Consider the following 19,728-nt stretch of genomic DNA (forward strand, 5'->3'; position numbering starts at 1 on the left):
GCCGAAGTACGTCTCCACCGTGGACAGCGGCAACCTGGCCGGCGCGCTGCTGGCGCTGGCGGTCGGCCTGCGGGCGCTGGCGAAGCACGCGGACACCGGACCCGAGCAGGCGGCGCGGCTCGACTCGCTCGCCGGGCGCGCCTCGGCCTACTTCGACGAGATGAACTTCTCGTTCCTCTACGACCGCAAGCGCCGGTTGTTTGCGATTGGCTACCGCCTGGCCGACAGCCTCGGCGCGGCGCGGCTCGACACCTCGTTCTACGACCTGCTGGCCTCGGAAGCGCGCCTGGCCAGCTTCATCGCCATCGCCAAAGGCGACGTGCCCGAAGTCCACTGGTTCCGCCTCGGCCGGCTGATCACCAGCGTGCACGGCGCGCCGGTGCTGCTGTCGTGGTCGGCCACGATCTTCGAGTACCTGATGCCGCTGCTGCTGATGCGCAGCTACCCGGCGACGCTGCTCGACTCGTCGTGCCGCATGGCGGTGCGGCGGCAGATCGACTACGGCGCCACCCGCGGCTTGCCATGGGGCATCTCGGAATCGGCGTACACCTCCGTCGACCGCCACGGCAACTACCAGTACAAGGCCTTCGGCGTGCCCGGACTCGGGCTCAGGCGCGGTCTCGGTGACGAGGTGGTCGTGGCGCCGTACGCCACGGCGCTGGCGGTGATGATCGACCCGGCCAAGGGCGCCCGCAACCTGCGGCGTCTGGCCGAAGCCGGGCTGTTCGGCGACTACGGGTTCTACGAGGCGATCGACTACACCGATCGCGGCAGCGGCGCGCCGCGCAAGACCGGGCAGGGCATGGTGGTCCCCGCCTTCTTCGCCCACCACGCCGGCATGTCAATGGTCGCGCTCGCCAACGCCATCACCCGCGACCGGATGATCGAGCGCTTCCACGGCGACCCGCGCGTGCGGGCTACCGAACTGCTGCTGCAGGAACGCATTCCCCGGCAGCAGCCGATTACCGAGCCGCGGCCGTTGAACCAGATGCTGGTGACGGCGCCGTCGCTGGGCGTGCCGATCCGCCGCTACAAGACCGCGCACACGGTGTTCCCGCACTCGCAGTTCCTCTCGAACGGCAAGTACGTGACCGTGGTGACCAACGCCGGCGGCGGCGCCAGCTTCATCGACCGCTCCGCCGTCACGCGCTGGCGGCAGGATGCGACCACCGACCCCGGCAGCCAGTTCATCTACCTGCGCGACATCCGCAGCGAAGCGGTGTGGTCGCCCACCTATCAGCCGGTGCGGCAGGAAGCGGACAGCTACCTGGCCACCTTCATGCCCGACAAGGCCACCTTCGATTCGAAGCACCAGGAGATCGCGGCGCGTCTCGAAGTCGCGGTGGCGCCCGAACACGACGTTGACATCCGCTACCTGCAGCTGGTCAACCACAGCGACCGCATCCGTGAGATCGACGTCACCAGCTACGTCGAGGTCGCGCTGGCGTCGCTGCGTGACGACTTCGCCCATCCCGCCTTCGGCAAGCTGTTCGTCGAAACGGAGTACATGCCGGAGCGGTCGGCGCTGCTATGCCACCGCCGCCCGCGCGACGCGCGCGACCCCGGCATTTGGGCGATGCACGTGATGAGCCTCGAAGGCCGGCCCCAGGGCTCGCTCGAATGGGAAACCGACCGCGCCCGCTTCATCGGCCGCGGGCGCACGCTCGCCGATCCGATCGCGCTCGACGGCCGCCCCTTGTCGGGGACCACGGGCTACGTGCTGGATCCGATCCTCAGCTTGCGCCAGCGCATCCGCATCTCGCCCGGCGAATCGGCGCGCCTGTGCTTCGCCACCGGCATTGCCCCGGATCGCGAGACGGCGCGGGCCCTCGCGCAAACCTATCGCGACCCGAGCACCGCGGCACGAACCCTGGCCCTCGCGCTCGCGAACTCGCAGAGCACGCGGCGGCACATGGACATCTCCGCCGACGAGGCCGTGCTCTTCGAGCGGCTGGCGTCGCGCGTCGTCGGCGGCGACGGCTCGCTGCGGCCCCGCGCCGACGTGCTGGCGGCCAACGAGCTCGGGCAGAACAGCTTGTGGCCGCACGGCATCTCCGGCGACTTGCCCCTCCTGCTGGTGCGCGTGCTGGACGAGCAGCTGAACCTGGTCCGCGAAGCGCTCGAGGCGCAGGAATACTGGCGGATGAAGGGCCTGAAAGTGGACCTGGTCATCCTCAACGAGCACCCGGTCAGTTACATGGACGAAGTCCAGGCGCGCCTGACCTCCCTCCTGGACGACGGCCCGTGGCGCATGTGGAAGCACCAGCCTGGGGGCGTGTTCCTGTTGCGGACCGACGTCATGGGCCACGGTGAGCGCATGCTGTTCCATGCGGTCGCCCGCGCGGTCATGGATACCAGCCGCGGCGACCTCCGCGCCCACCTCGCGCGGCCGCCCCTCGCGCCGGTCGCCTCCGTCGCGCTCACCTCCGGCGACAAGCTGCCGGGGGTTGCCTCACCCGACCTGGCGCACCCGTCCTGGCCGAGCATGAGCGTGAGCGCGCCGGCCCTGACGATGGGCAACGGACTCGGCGGCTTCGCCGACGGCGGCAAGACCTACGCGATCGTGCTCGAAGGCGACCAGGACACGCCGGCGCCGTGGTCCAACGTGATCAGCAACCCGCGGTTCGGCACCGTGGTGAGCTCCAGCGGAGCGGCGACGACATGGTCGGAGAACAGCCGAGAGAACCGGTTGACGCCGTTTGCCAACGACCCGGTCACCGACCCCAGCGGCGAAGCGATCTACATCCGCGACGACGACAGCGGGGCGGCGTGGTCGCCGACACCCGGCCCCTTGCCGCGCCAGCGGACCAGCGGGCGCTTCCTGATCCGGCATGGTGCCGGGGTGACGCGGTTCTCGCGGTCGTTCCAGGGCGTGCATCATCAACTCGAGGTCTTCGTCGATGCCGACGACCCGGTGAAGTACTCCCACTTGACCCTGGTCAACACGACGCAGACGCAACGCCACCTGAGCGTGTTCGCCTACAACGACTGGGTGATCGGGCCGCCGCGCGAAGGCGAACAGCGTCACGTGACCACCGGCTACGACGCCGTGCGCGGCGCGGTGCTGGCCACCAACGCCTACAACACCGAGTTCGCGGGCCGCGTCTGCTTTGCGGCGGCCAGCGAACAGCCGGTGTCGGCCACCGGCAACCGGCGATCGTTCATCGGCCGCAACGGTTCGGCCGGGCAGCCGTCGGCGCTGCGTGACGACAGCCTGACCGGCGAGTTCGGCGCCGGCCTCGACCCGTGCGCGGCCCTCCAGCTTCGCATCACGCTCAACCCGGGCGAGTCGCGCAAGCTGGTCTTCCTGCTCGGCGAGGGCCGCGACCGCGTGCATGCGCTGAAGCTGATCGAAGCCCACGGTTCCCCGGACCAGGCCGCTGCGGCGCTCGACCAGGTCCAGGCCTTCTGGGATCGCACCCTCGACGTGGTGAAGGTCCACACGCCGGACGATTCGTTCGACCTGATGATGAATCGCTGGCTGCTCTACCAGGACCTGTCGTGCCGCATCTGGGCGCGCGCCGGCTATTACCAGCCGGGCGGCGCCTACGGGTTCCGCGATCAATTGCAGGACGTGATGGCGCTGATGCTGGCGGCGCCGCAGCTGGCGCGCCAGCACATCCTGCGCGCGGCGGGGCGGCAGTTCGCGGAAGGCGACGTGCAGCACTGGTGGCACGAACCGGCCGGCCGCGGCTTGCGCAGCCGCTGTTCCGACGACCTGCTGTGGCTGCCCTTCGTCGTCGCGGAGTACGTCCGCACCACCGGCGACACCGGCGTGCTCGACGAGCAGGTCCCGTTCCTGTCGGCGCCGCCGCTGCCGGAGGGCGAGCCCGAGGCCTACGAGCAGCCGACCCTGTCGGGCGAGATGGGCACCGTCTTCGAGCACTGCCGGCGCGCGATCGATCGCGGCCTGACCAGCGGCGCGCACGGCCTGCCGCTGATCGGCGCCGGCGACTGGAACGACGGCATGAACCGGGTCGGCGCCGAGGGCCGCGGCGAAAGCGTGTGGCTCGGCTTCTTCATCCACACCGTGCTGACCAACTTCATTCCCGTGTGCGAGGCCCGGGGGGAACACGCCGTGGCCGCGCGATTCCGCCAGCAGACGCGCCACCTGTCGTCGCGGCTCGAAGAGGCGTGGGATGGCGAATGGTATCGCCGCGGCTACTACGACAATGGCCGGCCGCTGGGGTCGGCGCAGAACGACGAGTGCGTGATCGATTCCATCTCGCAGTCGTGGGCGGTGCTGTCGGGGGCGGTGCCCCAGCGCTTCGCCGAGCGCGCCATCGACGCCGTGCGCGCATCGCTGATCGCCCGCCAGTCGAAGGTCATCCTGCTGCTCACGCCGCCCTTCGACAAGTCCGACCAGGATCCCGGCTACATCAAGGGCTACCCGCCGAGCGTCCGCGAGAACGGCGGCCAGTACACCCATGCGGCGGTGTGGGTGGTGATGGCCATCGCCAAGCTGGGCAGCGGCGACGAGGCCAGCGAGCTGTTCCACATGATCAACCCGATCAACCACTCGCGCACGGCCGCGGAAGTGGCGCGCTACCGGCTCGAACCGTACGTGCTGGCCGGTGATGTCTACGCGCGGCCGCCGCACGCCGGCCGGGGTGGCTGGAGCTGGTACACCGGATCGGCCGGATGGCTGTACCGGGCCGGCCTCGAAAACATCCTCGGCCTCCGCCGCCGCGGCGACACGTTCATGGTGGACCCGTGCGTGCCCTCGTCGTGGGGCGAGTACTCAATCGAGTGGCGCCACGGATCGTCGCGATATGACATCCAGGTGACGAACCCCGATCGCCTCTGGAACGGCGTGATCCGCGCCGAACTCGATGGCAGCCAGGTGAATCACCTGGCGATGCCGCTCGTCGATGACGGCGCGACGCACGTCGTGCGCATCACGCTGGGCCGCCGAACCTAGCCGCCGAGAGCTCTTTCGCGTCTTCGTCGCGGCCCGCCCCGTTGTCTCAGCCGCAGATTTCGCAGATTTCACAGATTGGCTGTGGCCCGCGGAGCGGCCGCAGGCCGCTGCCACGAATCAGGCGACGCGAATTCAAGAGAGACCCATCACAGCCGACAGTTTCTCTTGAATTCGCGTCGCCTGATTCGTGGCCAGACGCAAGTAGTGCCGGGGGCTGTGTCACCGATAGTCGTCGCGCGCCGGCGCGAACGCGTCGAGCACGCGGCACGCGGTGATGCCGCGGCCCGAGTGCCGCGCGTCCGGCGGAATCACGAACACCATCCCCGGGGTCAGCCGATGGGCGATCCCGTCCACGACCAGTTCCAGTTCCCCCTCGAGCACGCTGACGATCTGCTCATGCGGATGCTGGTGCTCGGGGAACGCCGCGCCGGCGTCCACTTCGACCCACGAGTGGGTCTGGCGGTCGGTGTGAATGAGCCGGGCGCGCAGGCCTGGGAAGATCTCGCGCATGGGCAGGGCGTTGAGGGTCATGAGCGGCATGCCGATACCCTACAACAATCGCAAGATCCGGGGCGCGCGGAGTGGCCGCAGGTCGCAGCCCGACACCGGCTTCGCCGGTGTCCGCGGGCCAGGTATCCCAATACCAGGGCGCGCCGGTCACCGTGACGGCATCGGCGTCATCTATGTCATCTGCGGCCCTGGGTTAGCGCAGCAACGCGCTCATCTCCGGGTCGCGGGTGATGACGGCGCGGGCATAGCCACAAATCGGCACCACCGCCAGGTGGCTTTCCCGCGCCCAATCGACGGCGGCCTGGACCAGTTGGCGGCCCAGTCCGGTGCCCCGGAGTTCCGGCGCGACCTCGACATATTCGATCCGCATCATGCCGGCATCCGGCTGCGTGAAGTCGAGCGAGCCGAGTCGTTCGCCATCGATGCGCAGGACAAACGCCTGCACCCCGCCCGCGCCTTCGCGAGTCACTGTCACCGTGGCGTTGGGTTTCATTCCTTGATTCTGGCGCAGAACAGGCGCGGCTCGCCCGGCGCGGGCGCGGCAAACGGGTGGCGGGGCTGGGTCATTCCTTATTGTCTTTGTCTCCACCCCTTCCGAACAAGCGGGCCCAGAAGCCGCGCTTGTTCGGCGGCGGCTCCACCCGCGCGTCGCGCGCGGCGCCGGGCGGGCGCGGCACCCACGCCGCGGCGGCCCCGCGGGTCGCCGCCTTCATGAAGCGCGCCCACATCGGCACCGCCAGTTCCGATGCGTAGCCGCCGCGGCGAATGGTGCGCGGCTGGTCGAAGCCGATCCACACGCCGGCGGCCACCGCCGGCGTGAAACCCACGAACCAGGCATCGCGGTAGTCATTGGTGGTGCCGGTCTTGCCGCCAGCGGGCAGCGTGAATCCATCACGCCGCGCGGCGGATCCAGTGCCGGCGTCGATCACGCCGCGCAACATGTCGGCCATCAGGTACGCGGTGACCGGCTGAATGGCTTGGCGGGGCGCCGCCACCGACTCGAAGAGCAACGCGCCATCGGCGTCCACCACCTTGCGAATCAACCACGGCGGGGTCACGACGCCGCCGTTGGCGAACGCGGTGTAGGCGGAGGTCATCGCCGCCAGCGTGACTTCGCCGGAGCCGAGCGCCACCGACGGAACGCCCGGCAGATCGGTAAAGCCGAACGCGCGCGCCGATTGCAGCACGCGCGGCAGGCCAATCTCGTCCAGCAACCGCACGGCGGCGCGGTTGCTCGACAGCCGCAAGCCGTCGCGCAAGGTCAACGACTCGTCGGTCACGTGCTCGTCGTCCGGAGACCACGAGGTATTGGCGACCCGCAGGGGCTCATTGAGTCCATCGATCGTGTCATCGGGTCCGAAGCCGGCTTCAAGCGCCGCGGCGTAGACGAAGGGCTTGAACGCGGAGCCCGGCTGGCGGCGGGCCTGCAGCGCGCGATCGTAGGAACTGCGGGCAAAGTCGCGGCCGCCAACCAAGGCGCGGACCGCCCCGGTCGCCGGGTCGATCGCAATCAGCGCGGCCTCGAGCGGCGGCTCGCCGGCACCGCGCGCCGGCAACGTGGTGTCGATCTCCTTCAAGCTGCGATCGAGCGCGGCCTCGGCCGCGCGTTGCATCAACGGGTCGATCGTGGTGTAGACGTGCAGGCCGCCTTCCGACACGCGCGGCGCGCCGAAGCGCTCCACAAGCTGGCGGCGCACTTCGTTCTTGAAGTACGGCCCGTAGGGCTCGCTGGCGCGCAAACCGTCGTGAATGACGACCGTGGCATGAACCGCCTGGGCGTAGTCAGCCTTGGAGACCACCTTCGAATCCAGCATGGCCTCGAGCACCACGCCCTGCCGCGATTCGGCCTTTGCCGCGTTCACGGTCGGCGCGTAGTTCGATGGCGCCTTCAGCAACCCCGCCAGCAGCGCCGCTTCGGCCAGCGTGACGTCGGCCGCTGGCTTGCCGAAGTAACCGCGTGACGCGGCCTCGGCGCCATAGAGGCCATCCCCGAAATACACCTTGTTCAGGTACAACTCGAGGATCTCCGCCTTGGTGAAGTAGCGCTCCAGCTGCACGGCAAACATCAGCTCCTTCAGCTTGCGGCGCACCGTCTTCCGGCGGCCCACCGACTGCCGGGCCAGTTGCTGCGTGATCGTGCTGGCGCCCTGCACGGCCCCGCCCGCGCGCAGGTCAGCCAGCGCCGACCCGGCCATGCGAATCGGATCGAACCCGTCGTGATCGAAGAAGCGCCGGTCTTCAACCGCAATGACCGCCTTGACCAGCCAGGGCGAAATGGCGTCAAGGGGCACCTCAATCCGGTGTTCCTTGGCGATGGTAAAAACTGCACGGTCGGCCGAGTCATACAGCACGGTCGCGCTCGGCATCAGCTGGAAGGCGCGCAACTCGTCCCGCCCGGGCATGCCCGACACCAAGTCGTAGAAAACCCACGCGAAAGCAGCCAGGGCGAGCGCGAAGGCAGTGACCACGGCGCGAATCCAAAGCGGCTTGGGGCGCGACAACAGGCGGGACATCGCCCTCAACCGTGCAACGGGCATGCCACGCAGGGCCGCTTGTGGCTGACGATCGGACGGCCATGCTATCGTTCTTCGCCATGCGAACGAATTGGCACCTGTCCCTGATCATTCTCCTCACCGTTCTCGTCGGCGGCATCGCGTCGCAACGCGAAGTCGCCAGCGCGCAGGCCAAGCCGGCCGCCCCGCGATTCCAGATCGATCCTTCGTGGCCGCTCGAAATGCCCAACCACTGGGTCATGGGCGCCGTCACCGGCGTCTTCGTCGACGCCAGGCAGCACGTGTGGGTCACGCACCTGCCCGAGACGCTGACGGAAGAAGAACTCTACGAACAACAGAAGCCGCCGATGGGCACGTGCTGTAAGGCCGCGCCTCCCGTGCTCGAGTTCGACGCCGCGGGCAAGCTCGTGCAGGGCTGGGGCCAGGGCTCGATGACCGACTTCACGGATTGGCCGCGCGAACCGCACGGCATCTTCGTCGATCACAACGATTTCGTGTGGGTGGGCAGCTATAACCGTCACCGCGTGATGAAATTCACGCGCGAGGGCAAGCACCTGCTCACGATCGGCGAGTACGAGAAGACCGGCGGCAGCGCTGACACGCACCTTCTTGGCGGGCCGTCGGGCATCTGGGTGGATCCCAAGACCAACGAAGCCTTTATCTCCGACGGCTATCGCAACCGTCGCGTGATCGTGGTCGACGGTGCCACGGGCAAGTACCTGCGGCATTGGGGCGCCTACGGCAACGTGCCGGATGACACCGAGAAGTTCGATTCCAAGACCATGGTCACGGGCGCGCTGCCCAAGCAGTTCTCAACACCGCACGGTATCACCGGATCGAACGACGGCAAGATCTACGTGGCCGACCGCCGCGGCAACCGCATCCAGATCTTCGACCAGAAGGGCAAGTTCCTCTCCGAGAAGGTGATCGCGCCGGCGACGCTGTCGTCAGGCTCGGCGTTCGTCATCGTGCTCTCACCCGACGCCCAGCAGCAGTGGCTGTACCTGGCCGACGGCACCAACCACAAGGTGTGGATCTTGAATCGCTCGACCATGGATGTGGTCGGCGAGTTCGGCCGCGGCGGACGCCAGGTGGGCCAAATGCTGCGCCCGCACGGCATGAGCATCGACTCGAAGGGCAACCTGTTCGTCGGGGAAGCCTCCACCGGCCGCCGGGTACAGAAGTTCAGGCTCCTGGCGAAGTAACGGCGGCGTGGGGCTCGGCGCTCCGCGCCTCGTAGGGCTCGCGCCTTCGGCGCTCGTGGGGGGAATCCCTTCCCCACAAACGAAGTGAGCCCGACAAAGCGAGCGCAGCGAGCGAGCCCGACGAGCGCCGGGAGGCGCGAGCCCCACGCGCTGAAAGATTCGCGCGCGCCGCTGTCGATCTTCGGCGGCGCCATTCGACGTATGGGTAAGGAGCGAGACTTGCCATGCGATTCATGATGTTGATGATTCCGAAGGGCTACGAAACTGCGGCGGCCGGCACGATGCCACCGAACTTTTCACTTTTCACTTCCAACTTCTGATGGTGTGATCGGTGGCTGTGACGGCCACCGACACGCACCGTGCCATCGACGCGGTCTGGCGCATCGAGTCTCCCCGGATCATCGCCGCCCTGACCCGCATCGTCCGCGACGTCGGCGTCGCCGAAGAGGTGGCACAGGACGCGCTGGTGGCGGCGCTCGAGCAGTGGCCCGCCTCCGGCGTGCCGAGCAACCCCGGCGCCTGGCTGATGGCCATTGCCAAGCGGCGCGCCGTCGACCACTTCCGCCGCAACCAGCGCATCGAGCGCAAGCACGAGGAGCTCGGCTACGAACTCGAATCCCGGCAGGACGACAGCGCCGCTGAACTCGACGCCGCGCTGGACGACAACGTGGGCGACGATCTGCTCCGCCTGATCTTCATCTCGTGCCATCCGGTGCTCTCCACGGAGGCGCGGGTGGCGCTGACTTTGCGCCTCCTGGGCGGCCTCACCACCGAAGAGATTGCACGAGCCTTTCTCTCGCCGGAGCCGACCATCGCCCAGCGCATCGTGCGCGCCAAACGAACCCTGGCCGACAAGAAGGTCCCGTTCGAAGTGCCGCGGGGCCCCGAGATGGCCGCGCGCCTGTCGTCGGTCCTCGAAGTGATCTACCTCGTCTTCAACGAGGGTTACTCCGCCACGGCCGGCGACGACTGGATGCGCCCGGCACTCTGTGACGACGCGATGAGGTTGGGGCGGGTGTTGGCGGAGCTGGCGCCGCTGGAGGCCGAGGTGCACGGCCTCGTGGCGTTGATGGAGATCCAGGCGTCGCGGGCGGCCGCGCGCGTCGGCCTTTCAGGCGAAGCGATCCTGCTGCTCGATCAGGATCGCTCCCGCTGGAACCAACTGCTGATCCAGCGCGGGCTGGCGGCGCTGGCCCGGGCTGAATCACTGGGCACCGTCGGGCCCTACACGCTTCAAGCCGCGATTGCCGCCTGCCATGCGCGCGCGGCCACGGCCGGCGAGACGGACTGGCGCCGCATTGCCGCCGGCTACGACGCGCTGGCCGTGCTGTCGCCGTCGCCAGTGGTCGAGCTCAATCGCGCGGTGGCCCACTCGATGGCGTTCGGCCCCGAGGCCGCCCTCAAGCTGGTAGATCCCCTCATGTCGGAACCGTCCCTGAACGGCTATCCCTTCCTGCCCGGCGTGCGCGGCGACCTGCTCTTCAAGCTCGAACGTTTCGACGAGGCGCGCGCGGAGTTCGAGCGCGCCGCCACGCTGACCCGCAACGCCCGCCAGCGCGACCTGCTCCTCGAGCGGGCGCGCCAATGTGGCGTCCGGCTTTAGCCGGACGACCAGCCGGCGTTCCACCGGCAGCTACTGCAGCGTCACCAACACGGCCTCCAGATCGAACATGTCATGGCCCAGGGCATCGACCACCACTCGCTGCCCGGGCCGCAATTCCGACTGCGGCACCTTCTTCATGCCTCGCATGACCTGCGTGGAGTCGTTCATGTCGGTCTCGTAGGTCGCGCCATCCACCGCTTTCACATCGAGCTGGGTGGCCTGCACCTTGACGATCACCCCGACGATGCGGATCTTCTCGTGGGCCGTGGCCGGATCTGACACGGCCACGAACAGCATCAGGCAGAGGAGAATGCGGCGCATGATTGGCTAAGAATGTAGCGCAGATTTCAAAACCACACCCGCAGCCCGCTGACAAGTCGCCATCCGCCGGCATCGCCGCCGTGTTCCCGCGCCAGGTCGCCGGTGGCGAACACCTTGCGATGCCACACCAGGCCCACGTACGGGGCCAGCTCCCGCTTGATCTCGTAGCGCAGCCGGGCGCCCACTTCCACCGTGCTGAGGCCGGCGCCGACCTCCCGCTCCGGATCCGCCTTGCCGAACACGTTCACTTCCAGGAGCGGCTGCACGACCAGGCGGTTGGTCAGGAGGAGTTCGTACTCCACCTCCAGCCGAACGGCAGTGCGGGCTGATTCGCCCAGATATGCCGTCGCTTCCACCTCGAACCACTGCGGCGCCAGTCCCTGGATGCCGAGGGCGGCCCACGTGCGGCCCGTACCGGGCGCGAAGTCCTGGCGCACCCCGGCGACCACGTCCCACCAGCGCGACACGGCGCGGCCCAGCATCAGGTGCGCTTCGGCGTCTTCAACCGTCCCGCCTTGCACGTCGCCCTCGGATCGGAGCCAGATCCGGTTCACGTCGCCGCCGACCCAGGTCTTGGTGTCCCAGATCGCGCCGTTGACACCGGACCGCTGCCATTCCAGTTGATCGAACAGGACCATGAAGTTCAGGGTCCCATCGTGCACCGCGTGCCCCTGCAGATCCGGTGGAAAGGCCGCGGCCCTCTCGCCCTCCGTGGGCGGCGGTGGTGGGGTCGCCTGCGCGCCGGCGTTGGCGGCCAGCGCGCCGACCAGCAGGAGCGCGACGACAGTGGAGAGCGCAAGGCGGCGCATTACTCCTCCACCCGCACTTCGCGGAACATGCCGGTCTCCATGTGAAACAGCAAGTGGCAGTGATACGCCCATCGTCCCAGCGCATCCGCGCGCACCCGATAGGTGCGCCGGGTTCCTGGCGGCATGTCGATGGTGTGCTTGCGCACCTGGAAGTTGCCGGCCTCGTCTTCGAGGTCGCTCCACATGCCGTGAAGGTGGATGGGGTGCGTCATCATCGTGTCGTTGACCAGGACGATGCGCAGGCGCTCGCCGTAGGTGAGGCGAAGGGGTCCGGCATCCGCGAACTTGACGCCGTTGAACGACCAGGCGAAGCGTTCCATGTGCCCGGTGAGGTGCAGTTCCACGGTGCGGCCGGGCTCACGCCCGTCGGGATCCGGAAACGTGCTTCGCAAGTCGGCGTAGGTCAAGACGCGCCGGCCGTTGTTGCGGAGGCCAATGCCGGGATCGTCCAGCTTCGCGGTGGCCATCATCGCCTGCATGTCCACGAGCGTGTTGCCGCGCTCGGTCTCGGGATGCACGATCGCGGCACCGGCGGCTGCAGGCATGGTGTGCCCGGCATGCGGATCCGGAGGCGGCGCGGGCATGGTGTGCCCGGCGTGCGGGTCGGCGGCCGCCGCATCGGCGGCGGGCTTCGCCATCGCCGCCATGTCGTGACCCGCGCCGCCGTGCCCCATGTCGGCCATTGTCAAGAGCGGACGCGGATCCATCGACGGCACCGGCGCCCGCAGGCCCTCGCGAACGGCGAGCGTGCCGGCGGCGTAGGCGGTGCGATCCATGGCCTGCGCGAAAATCGTGAACGCGTCCTGTCCCGACGGCTCCACGATCACGTCGAAGGTCTCGGCGCACGCGATCCGGAACTCATCGACGCTGACCGGATGCACGTACTGGCCGTCGGCGGCGACCACCGTCATCTTCAGCCCGGGAATGCGGACGTCGAAGTAGGTCATGGCGGAGCCGTTGATGAAGCGGAGCCGCACGCGTTCGCCCGGGTTGAACAGGCCGGTCCAGTTGCCCGAGGGCGTGACGCCGTTCATCAGGTGCGTGTAGGTGTGCCCCGACACGTCGGAGAGGTCCGTCGGCGACATGCGCATGTCGCCCCAGGCGCGGCGATCGGCGATGGTGGCCGCGAGGCCGTTCTGCTTGGCGTCGCGGAGAAAGTCCTGGAAGGTGCGGCGATCGTGGTTGTAGTAGTCCGACTGCTTCTTCAGCTTCGCCAGCACGCGCTTGGGGTCCTCGTCGGTCCAGTCGGTGAGCATCACGACGTGCTCGCGATCGAAGCGGAACGGCTCGGGCTCGCGCGGATCGATCACCAGCGGGCCGTAGAGCCCGCGCTGTTCCTGGAAGCCGGAGTGGCTGTGGTACCAGTAGGTGCCGCCCTGGCGGACGGTGAACCGGTAGGTGTAGGTCTCGCCGGGATGGATGCCGTGGAAGCTCAGCCCGGGCACGCCGTCCATGTTGGCCGGCAGGATGATGCCGTGCCAGTGGATGGAGGTGTCTTCCTCTAGCGCATTGGCGACGCGCATCGTCACGGTGTCGCCCTCTTGCCATCGCACGAGGGGCGCCGGCACCGAACCGTTCACCGTGATGCCCATGCGGGTGGCACCGGTGAAGTTCAGCGGTGCTTCCGCGATCCGGAGATCGAACTCGGTGCCGCGCAACGTGGCGGGGCTGGGCCGGGCGCCGGCTTGCGCGAAGCCGCGGGACGGCCATAAGCCAAGACCGGCCGCGGCGCCGCTCACGGCCAGTCCCTTCACGAAAGTACGTCGATTGATCATCTGCCTCTTCCTCGGGCCGCGTACACACGTCACGCGGGGCTTCTCGGCCGCACTGAAGTGCGGCCCTACTGGCTAACAGAAGCGGAGGATCAGACGCGAAGGACCGATGTCACGCGGGCGCGATAGCCCGCAGATGGGCCTGAAGAACGAAGCAGGGAGTGGGCCCTGGCATCGACGCCGGGACGAATCGTCACCGGCACGCCGGCCAACGCGATCGGGTCCATTGATGCGGCGCCGGCTTTCTGGGCGACAGTAACCGGCGTCTCGATCACGTCCGGCAGGCACGCGTGGGGCGCGCCACCTTCGAGCACGGGACCAGCCGGCGCGGACTTCTGGTGGCACGACGCCTCGGCCGGGGCCGCCAGCTCGTCGATGCACTCCCACCCGCAAGCCAGCAAACGGCCCGAACCCAGGATGAGGGCGAAGACGAGCAGGCGCGCGGTGTGTCGAAGCATGCGTCGGTTCCACTATACAACGCGCGCGGATTGAGACGTGGTCAGGCCGTCGCGGCCTGAGGCGGGCGCCGGCCGAAGCGGCCGACGTGCAACAGGCGGCCGGCCGCGATCGCAACGAGGGCGCCGGCGACGGTGGACAGCGCGCCGAGTTTCAGATCGGACAGGTGCGGACCCGGCGGCACCACTGCAGTCGCGAAGAACAGCGCAAAGGAGAATCCGGCCGACGCCGCCAGGGACACCACGACGAGCTCGCGCCAGCGCAAGTGCGCGGGGAGGCGCAAGCCGGCCATGACCGCCAGGCCACTCGCGACGAGAATACCGACTGGGCGGCCGACCAGTGCCGCGGTGAGCACGGCCCACGCGCCCGTCATCCCTGCCGTCAGCAGCACGCCGCCGTTGACCAGGCCGAACAAGAACAGCACCACCTGCACCGGGTACTTGAAGATGTGCTCGAACCGCCGCTGCGGCAGGCGCTGGTCGTCCGGCCGATCGGCGGACGCGTCGAGCGCACGCGGCCGGTGCGGCAGGAAGGGCACGATGGGCACCAGCGCCAACGCCGGCTGGATGCCGCTCCAGTAACAGGCCAGCCATGAGACGGCACCACTGGTCACCAGGTACGGCCAGATGGCGTTGGTCCCCATGAAGCGCAGCAGCGCCGCCATCAGCACCGCCGCCGCCATCAGGAACAGGCCGATCGGATACGCGCCCGGTTCCGGGAACCAGATCGCAATGCTGAGGATGCCCAGCGCGTTGCTGACGATCGCGACTGCCAGCAGGAACGCGACGGGCCCGCGACGCCTCGGGAAGATCAGCCTGGCAATGAGGTAGGCGAACGCCACGTCCTGGGCAGCGGCGACCGGCCAGCCACGCAGCAGCCTGAACTCGCCATACGAGTGCACGAATGCCAGGTAGACGGCCACCGACCCCAGCGTGCCGCCGACGGCGGCGGCCACCGGCAGCAGCGTTCGGCGCCAATGGTGGAGCGTGCCGCCCGGCCGCACCGCTTCGATGACCTCCTCGGTGACCAGGCCGACAAAGAACACCATCCCGATATCGTTGACCGCGAAGCGCAGGGCCAGGGCGACGCGGAAGTAGCTCTCGGCGGCCACGTTGGCCCACACCAACGCCAGCGCGGCGCCAATCGGCAAGAGCAGGAAGTTGTTGATCACTTTCGGGCCTCAATTCCTTGGCGGCCGGCGGAAAACGCCGCCATCCACCGTCGCGCCCGTGCGTGACACGGTTTCGAAGTACAGATCGTGGCCGATCACTTCGGCCATCATGAAGCTCTGGTCGTCCGCGTATGCGGCCACGGTGGAACCGCCCGGCTCGATCTTGCCGATCGCCTGGCCGCCGGAGCCGTTGACGAAGTACTGAATGCCCTTTTGCGGCGTCAGGCGCTCGTAGACGTGCTCGTGCCCCGAGAAGACGACGTCGACACCGTAGCGGGCAAACAGCGGCTCGAGCAGGATTCGCAGTTCGATCTCCGGGCCGTGGGAGCTGCCGTTGGAGTAGAGGGGATGATGGAAGTAGCAGATCTTCCAGTCGTCCTGGCTGCTGCGGAGCGCCTCCTCCAGCCACGCCGCCTGCCGGCGATCGTAGTAGTTGGTGTCGAGCACGAAGAAGCGGACGTTCTTCCTGGCGAACGTGTAGTACTGGCGTCCGCTCATGTTGAACAGCGGGTATTGGCTGATTGACGGCTTGTCGTGGTTGCCGAGCGAGGCGTAGAAGCGCACGCCAGCCTGGAGGAGCGGGGCGAACGGCCGCTCGAACTTTTCGGCCAGGTGGTGCGGGTCTTCCTGGCTGCCGAGGAAGTTGTCGCCGGTGGTGATGACGAACTCGAAGGGAAACCGCTCGCGCACGCGCGCCATCTGGGCGGCGACGTCGTACTCCGGTTGATCGCCGTCGCCAAAGTCCCCCAGGACGGCGAACTTGAGTGACTCGGGCCGGCTCGGCAGCGAGAGGCCGGTGACGCTGCCGCCGGACAGCGACACCGCCACCGCAAGGGCGGTCAATGCGTATTGCAGGCCGCGCCCGGCGACGGCCCGGTGGACGCCCTGTGATTGCCTCGCCATGGGCACACCCCGTCTGGCGTGCAAGCCACGCGCCGAACCGCCCGGCTCGTCCCCGGGCGAATTTCCCGCGTTCGGCGCCTCGGCTGGCCTGGGGGTGGTGGAATCTCCCGGGCCGAACTGCGGAAAATCCAGCAGCCCGACCATGCGGGTAGAATCCAATGGTCGTGCCCCCCCGCCACACCATCCGCTGGATCGCCGCGCTCCTGCTGCTGATTGCCGCCCCGTTGGCGACCGACGTGCTGGCGCACGGCGTGGCGGCCAGTGACAAGGACCTGATCACGCAGGGCCGCCAGCTCGCGGTGTTCCTCTACCTCGGCGCCAAGCACATGGTCACCGGCTACGACCACCTGCTGTTCCTGTTCGGCGTGATCTTCTTCCTCTATCGGCTCAAGGAAGTGGCGATCTACGTGACGCTGTTCGCGGTCGGCCACAGCGTGACGCTGCTCTATGCGGTGTTGAGCGGCACGCACGTCAACCCGTTCATCATCGACGCCATCATCGGCCTGTCGGTGGTCTACAAGGCGCTCGACAACATCGGCGGGCTCCACCGCCTGCTCGGCTTCCAGCCCAACACCAGGCTCGCGGTGTGGATCTTCGGTCTCTTCCACGGACTGGGGCTCGGCACCAAGCTCCAGGATTTCTCGCTCTCCGCCGACGGGCTGGTGCCCAACATCCTGGCCTTCAACGTCGGCGTCGAGCTCGGGCAGGTGCTGGGCCTCAGCGCGATCCTGATCGCGATGGGCTTCTGGCGCCGGTCGGCGGGCTTCACCCACCACGCCTACGCCGCCAACGTGATCGTGATGACGTGCGGCTTCATCCTGGCGGGCTATCAGCTCGCCGGCTTCGCCATTCAATAGGATCTCCGGCATGACCACGCCCGCCACGCCACCGCTGCCGTCCGTGTCTCGACTGCTGCGCGCAATCGGCGTGGCGGTGGTGGCCGCGGCGATCATCCTGGTGGTCGCCGTCCTGCCAGCGGAATACGGCATCGACCCCTCTGGAATCGGCGGTGCCGTGGGCCTGCTGCGTCCGCCCGCGGCGGTGGTGGACATGTCGATTCCCGTCACCGCCGAGGCCGCGGCCACCGTCACCAGGTCGGCCGTGGCCTACCGCAGCGACGAGATCACGCTCACGCTGAAGCCGGGCGAGGGCGCCGAGATCAAGGCCACCATGGCGCGCGGCGGCAGCTACGTGTTCAGTTGGACCGTTGACGGCGGCACCGTCGAGTTCGACATGCACGGCGAGCATCCCGATGGGTCCGGAGGCGAGGCCAGCTACTGGAAGGGCGACGAGGCGTCGAGCGCGCACGGCACGTTCCATGCGCCTTTCGACGGCCGCCACGGCTGGTTTTGGCAGAACCTCACCTGGGAGCCGGTCACCATCAAGCTCAAGACCAGCGGCTTCTACCAGAAGATCGAGAAGCTATGAGGCCGGCGCCGCGCCCGGCGTTGCTCAGTCGGGAATGCTGAACGGCCGCGCCACTCGCGTGACCACGGTGTCGCCGAACAGCACCTCCGCTCTGGCGACGTAGCGGCCGGGGCGCAGCGTCGCCGTCGGCAGGACGGCGCGGGCGATCGACAAGGCCCCGGTCGCAATGCCCTTCTCGAGGGAGCGGGCCGCGCCCGGCGCGGTCAGGTCGGCCGTCACCGCCACCAGGCTGTCGCCTCCGTCTTCCGGCACCACGACGATGCGGACGAGATTGGGCAGTTGCTCGCGGGCCGCGGCCAGCATTTCCAGGTACGCGATCACGTTGCCGGGGCTCACGCGATCGACCAGCGGCTCCAGCGGATCCCTGGGCCGTGCCGGCAGCGGGGCCAGCATCAGGTCGCTGATGCGCACGCCACCTGATTCGATCAGGCGTGCCGCGAACGGGCGCTCGACACTGCCCTGCCGCCCGAACGAATCCAATGCCCCGACCCGCAGCGTGTAGTCGCCACCCGGCACGGTGGCGCTGAACGCATAGCGCCCCGTCGGCGACTCGTGGCCGGCCGTCGCGGCGATCACACCGCGGGCGTCGATCACCACGAAGCCCAGCAGCGCGCTCGACGGCGCCCGTTCGCCGGAGCCGGTCTCGGCGCTCACGACGACCCTCAGCCTGGCTGAATCCGGCTCGGCGTAGGTGTAGGTGGACACCCGCACCGGCAGCTCGGTTGACGGCGCCGCCGCGCGCAGCACCGCGGCGAGCCGCGCGTCGCGGGTCGGCGCCGAGGTCGGCGCGACGGGCAGCGTGAACCCGGTGCGGGCCCGCACGTCGCCGCGGCCCCGGGCCAGCGCGACCTGGATGCGATGCGAGCGGCCGTCGCGCTCCGCGTCGAGCGGGGCAAACGCGAGCAGGTAGTAGCCGGAGAGCTCGCGGGCAATCCGATCGAACGGCTTCGGATCGCTCCCGGCCAGCCGGAACACGGTGCCGCGGGCGGCGCCGGCCACGCGCGCCAGGCCGTCACCCAGCACCTGGATGTCGCGCACGAACGTCGGCGAGACCCGGTCCTGCGCGGCTTCAAAGGCCGGCACCTCGAGGTGCAGGGCGTAAATGGTGACGCGGGCCGCCTGTGCTTCCGCCGCCAGCTTCATCACGTCCACGCGGCGAGGGTCGGCCACCATGCCTTCCGACAGCACGATGACGGTCTTCGGGCCGGGGAGGTCCTTGAGGCTCGCGACCAGCGCTTCGAGGGCGCTCAGCGAAATGCGCGCCTGGATGTGCGCGTGCTGGGCCGTCGCGCGCGCTTCCTGCTCGACCTGCTCGGGACACGCATCGCGCCCGCCGGCCGCATCGTCGGCCGCGCGCGCCAGGTTGACGTAGTCGGTGAGGGCGCGCCCGCACTCGCGGAGCACGGCATCGGCCAGTCGCGTGCGGCTGCCCTCGGCAATCTCGAGCGCCTCGCTCAGCCCGACGTTGAACTGGTGGGAGACCGGGTCGGCCTGTCCGGCCAGCGCCGCCAGCCGCTGCGTGAGGTCCACACGATCGCGCGTGAGGGCGAGCGACCCGAGCCGCGCGAGGCCGATCACGGCGACCCGATCCGACGGGTCCAGCCGTTCGATGAACGCGTCGGCAGCCTGAAGCGCGGGCCGCCCTTCAAGGCGGCGGATGTGCGCCTGGTCCACCGCCACGATCACCACGCGGCCGGCGTCGGCGTCTTCGTTCGAGGTGAAATGAGCGGCGGCCGGCCGTGATGGGCGTGTGCTGCGAGCAGCCTGCGAAACAAACTGTGCAGACACCACCCGCCGGGGCCGGCCGTCAACCTTGATTTGAAAGTCGTCCGGGCCGAGCGAATCAATCGGATGCCCGTCGCCACTCAGCACCGTGGCATCGACGGTGACCAGGTCGACGCCCGATCGAAAGGTGGGCTGCTGACCGGACAGCGGAGTGATTACGGCCGCGAGCAGGATGCCGGTAACCAACGCCGTTGCATCTCTTGACATGGCGGACTCGCCGGGCCATTTTATGCGGGATCGCGTGGTGCCAACTGCCGAATCCTGGGTGCGATCACGCTGCATTCAGGGACGAGCGTGTGTTGTTTGTGGTGTTCTTGCTGGAGGTCGTTGT

At 68.7% G+C, this 19,728-nt stretch carries 15 protein-coding genes; 5 read left to right on the forward strand and 10 right to left on the reverse strand.

The features are described from left to right. On the forward strand, positions 1-4,921 hold a 4,921-nt coding region (locus WC815_17050), incomplete at its 5' end, for a glucoamylase family protein (GenBank protein MFA5910494.1). A gap of 219 nt (positions 4,922-5,140) precedes the next feature. Here the strand turns inward: WC815_17050 and WC815_17055 are convergent. The 3 genes from WC815_17055 to WC815_17065 all read right to left on the reverse strand — a co-directional run bounded on the left by WC815_17055 (position 5,141) and on the right by WC815_17065 (position 7,899). Then, a complete protein-coding gene (locus tag WC815_17055; GenBank protein MFA5910495.1) occupies positions 5,141-5,461 on the reverse strand; it encodes a cupin domain-containing protein in 321 nt (106 codons plus the stop codon). Positions 5,462-5,624: 163 nt separating this feature from the next. After that, positions 5,625-5,924 carry a GNAT family N-acetyltransferase gene (locus WC815_17060; protein MFA5910496.1) on the reverse strand — a complete coding sequence of 100 codons (300 nt, stop codon included), beginning with the start codon at positions 5,922-5,924 and terminating at the stop codon, positions 5,625-5,627. 70 nt (positions 5,925-5,994) lie between these two features. Further along, the gene (locus WC815_17065) at positions 5,995-7,899 is read right to left on the reverse strand and encodes a PBP1A family penicillin-binding protein (GenBank protein MFA5910497.1); all 1,905 of its coding nucleotides are present in this window, start codon (positions 7,897-7,899) and stop codon (positions 5,995-5,997) included. Between the two features lie 125 nt (positions 7,900-8,024). Between WC815_17065 and WC815_17070 the strand changes: the two genes are divergently transcribed. After that, positions 8,025-9,149: a hypothetical protein gene (locus WC815_17070; protein ID MFA5910498.1), complete on the forward strand. Its 1,125-nt coding sequence runs from the start codon at positions 8,025-8,027 to the stop codon at positions 9,147-9,149. A gap of 331 nt (positions 9,150-9,480) precedes the next feature. Beyond that, the gene (locus WC815_17075; GenBank protein MFA5910499.1) at positions 9,481-10,752 is read left to right on the forward strand and encodes an RNA polymerase sigma factor; all 1,272 of its coding nucleotides are present in this window, start codon (positions 9,481-9,483) and stop codon (positions 10,750-10,752) included. A gap of 30 nt (positions 10,753-10,782) precedes the next feature. Here WC815_17075 and WC815_17080 read toward each other — a convergent pair whose 3' ends face one another. The 6 genes from WC815_17080 to WC815_17105 form a co-directional block, all read right to left on the reverse strand. Further along, positions 10,783-11,073 (reverse strand): hypothetical protein, encoded by a 291-nt coding sequence (locus WC815_17080; GenBank protein MFA5910500.1) that lies wholly within the window; start codon positions 11,071-11,073, stop codon positions 10,783-10,785. A 26-nt stretch (positions 11,074-11,099) separates the two neighbouring features. Beyond that, positions 11,100-11,882, reverse strand: coding sequence for a copper resistance protein B (locus WC815_17085; protein ID MFA5910501.1), 783 nt, complete (start codon positions 11,880-11,882; stop codon positions 11,100-11,102). After that, on the reverse strand, positions 11,882-13,657 hold the full coding sequence (locus tag WC815_17090) for a copper resistance system multicopper oxidase (protein ID MFA5910502.1): 1,776 nt from the start codon (positions 13,655-13,657) through the stop codon (positions 11,882-11,884). The genes WC815_17085 and WC815_17090 overlap by 1 nt, the downstream gene beginning before the upstream one ends. An 89-nt stretch (positions 13,658-13,746) precedes the next feature. Continuing rightward, positions 13,747-14,112 carry a hypothetical protein gene (locus WC815_17095; GenBank protein ID MFA5910503.1) on the reverse strand — a complete coding sequence of 122 codons (366 nt, stop codon included), beginning with the start codon at positions 14,110-14,112 and terminating at the stop codon, positions 13,747-13,749. A gap of 41 nt (positions 14,113-14,153) precedes the next feature. Continuing rightward, a complete protein-coding gene (locus WC815_17100; protein ID MFA5910504.1) occupies positions 14,154-15,281 on the reverse strand; it encodes a Na+/H+ antiporter NhaA in 1,128 nt (375 codons plus the stop codon). Positions 15,282-15,290: 9 nt separating this feature from the next. After that, a complete protein-coding gene (locus WC815_17105) occupies positions 15,291-16,184 on the reverse strand; it encodes a metallophosphoesterase (GenBank protein MFA5910505.1) in 894 nt (297 codons plus the stop codon). A 164-nt stretch (positions 16,185-16,348) separates the two neighbouring features. Between WC815_17105 and WC815_17110 the strand changes: the two genes are divergently transcribed. Further along, positions 16,349-17,041, forward strand: coding sequence for a HupE/UreJ family protein (locus tag WC815_17110; protein MFA5910506.1), 693 nt, complete (start codon positions 16,349-16,351; stop codon positions 17,039-17,041). Between the two features lie 10 nt (positions 17,042-17,051). Next, the gene (locus WC815_17115) at positions 17,052-17,612 is read left to right on the forward strand and encodes a hypothetical protein (GenBank protein MFA5910507.1); all 561 of its coding nucleotides are present in this window, start codon (positions 17,052-17,054) and stop codon (positions 17,610-17,612) included. A 24-nt stretch (positions 17,613-17,636) separates the two neighbouring features. On the opposite strand, the gene WC815_17120 is transcribed toward WC815_17115, so the two are convergent. After that, positions 17,637-19,604 (reverse strand): VWA domain-containing protein, encoded by a 1,968-nt coding sequence (locus WC815_17120; GenBank protein ID MFA5910508.1) that lies wholly within the window; start codon positions 19,602-19,604, stop codon positions 17,637-17,639. Between the last annotated feature and the right edge of the window lie 124 nt (positions 19,605-19,728).

Source organism: Vicinamibacterales bacterium (assembly GCA_041659285.1).
Taxonomy (GTDB): Bacteria; Acidobacteriota; Vicinamibacteria; order Vicinamibacterales; family UBA2999; genus 12-FULL-67-14b.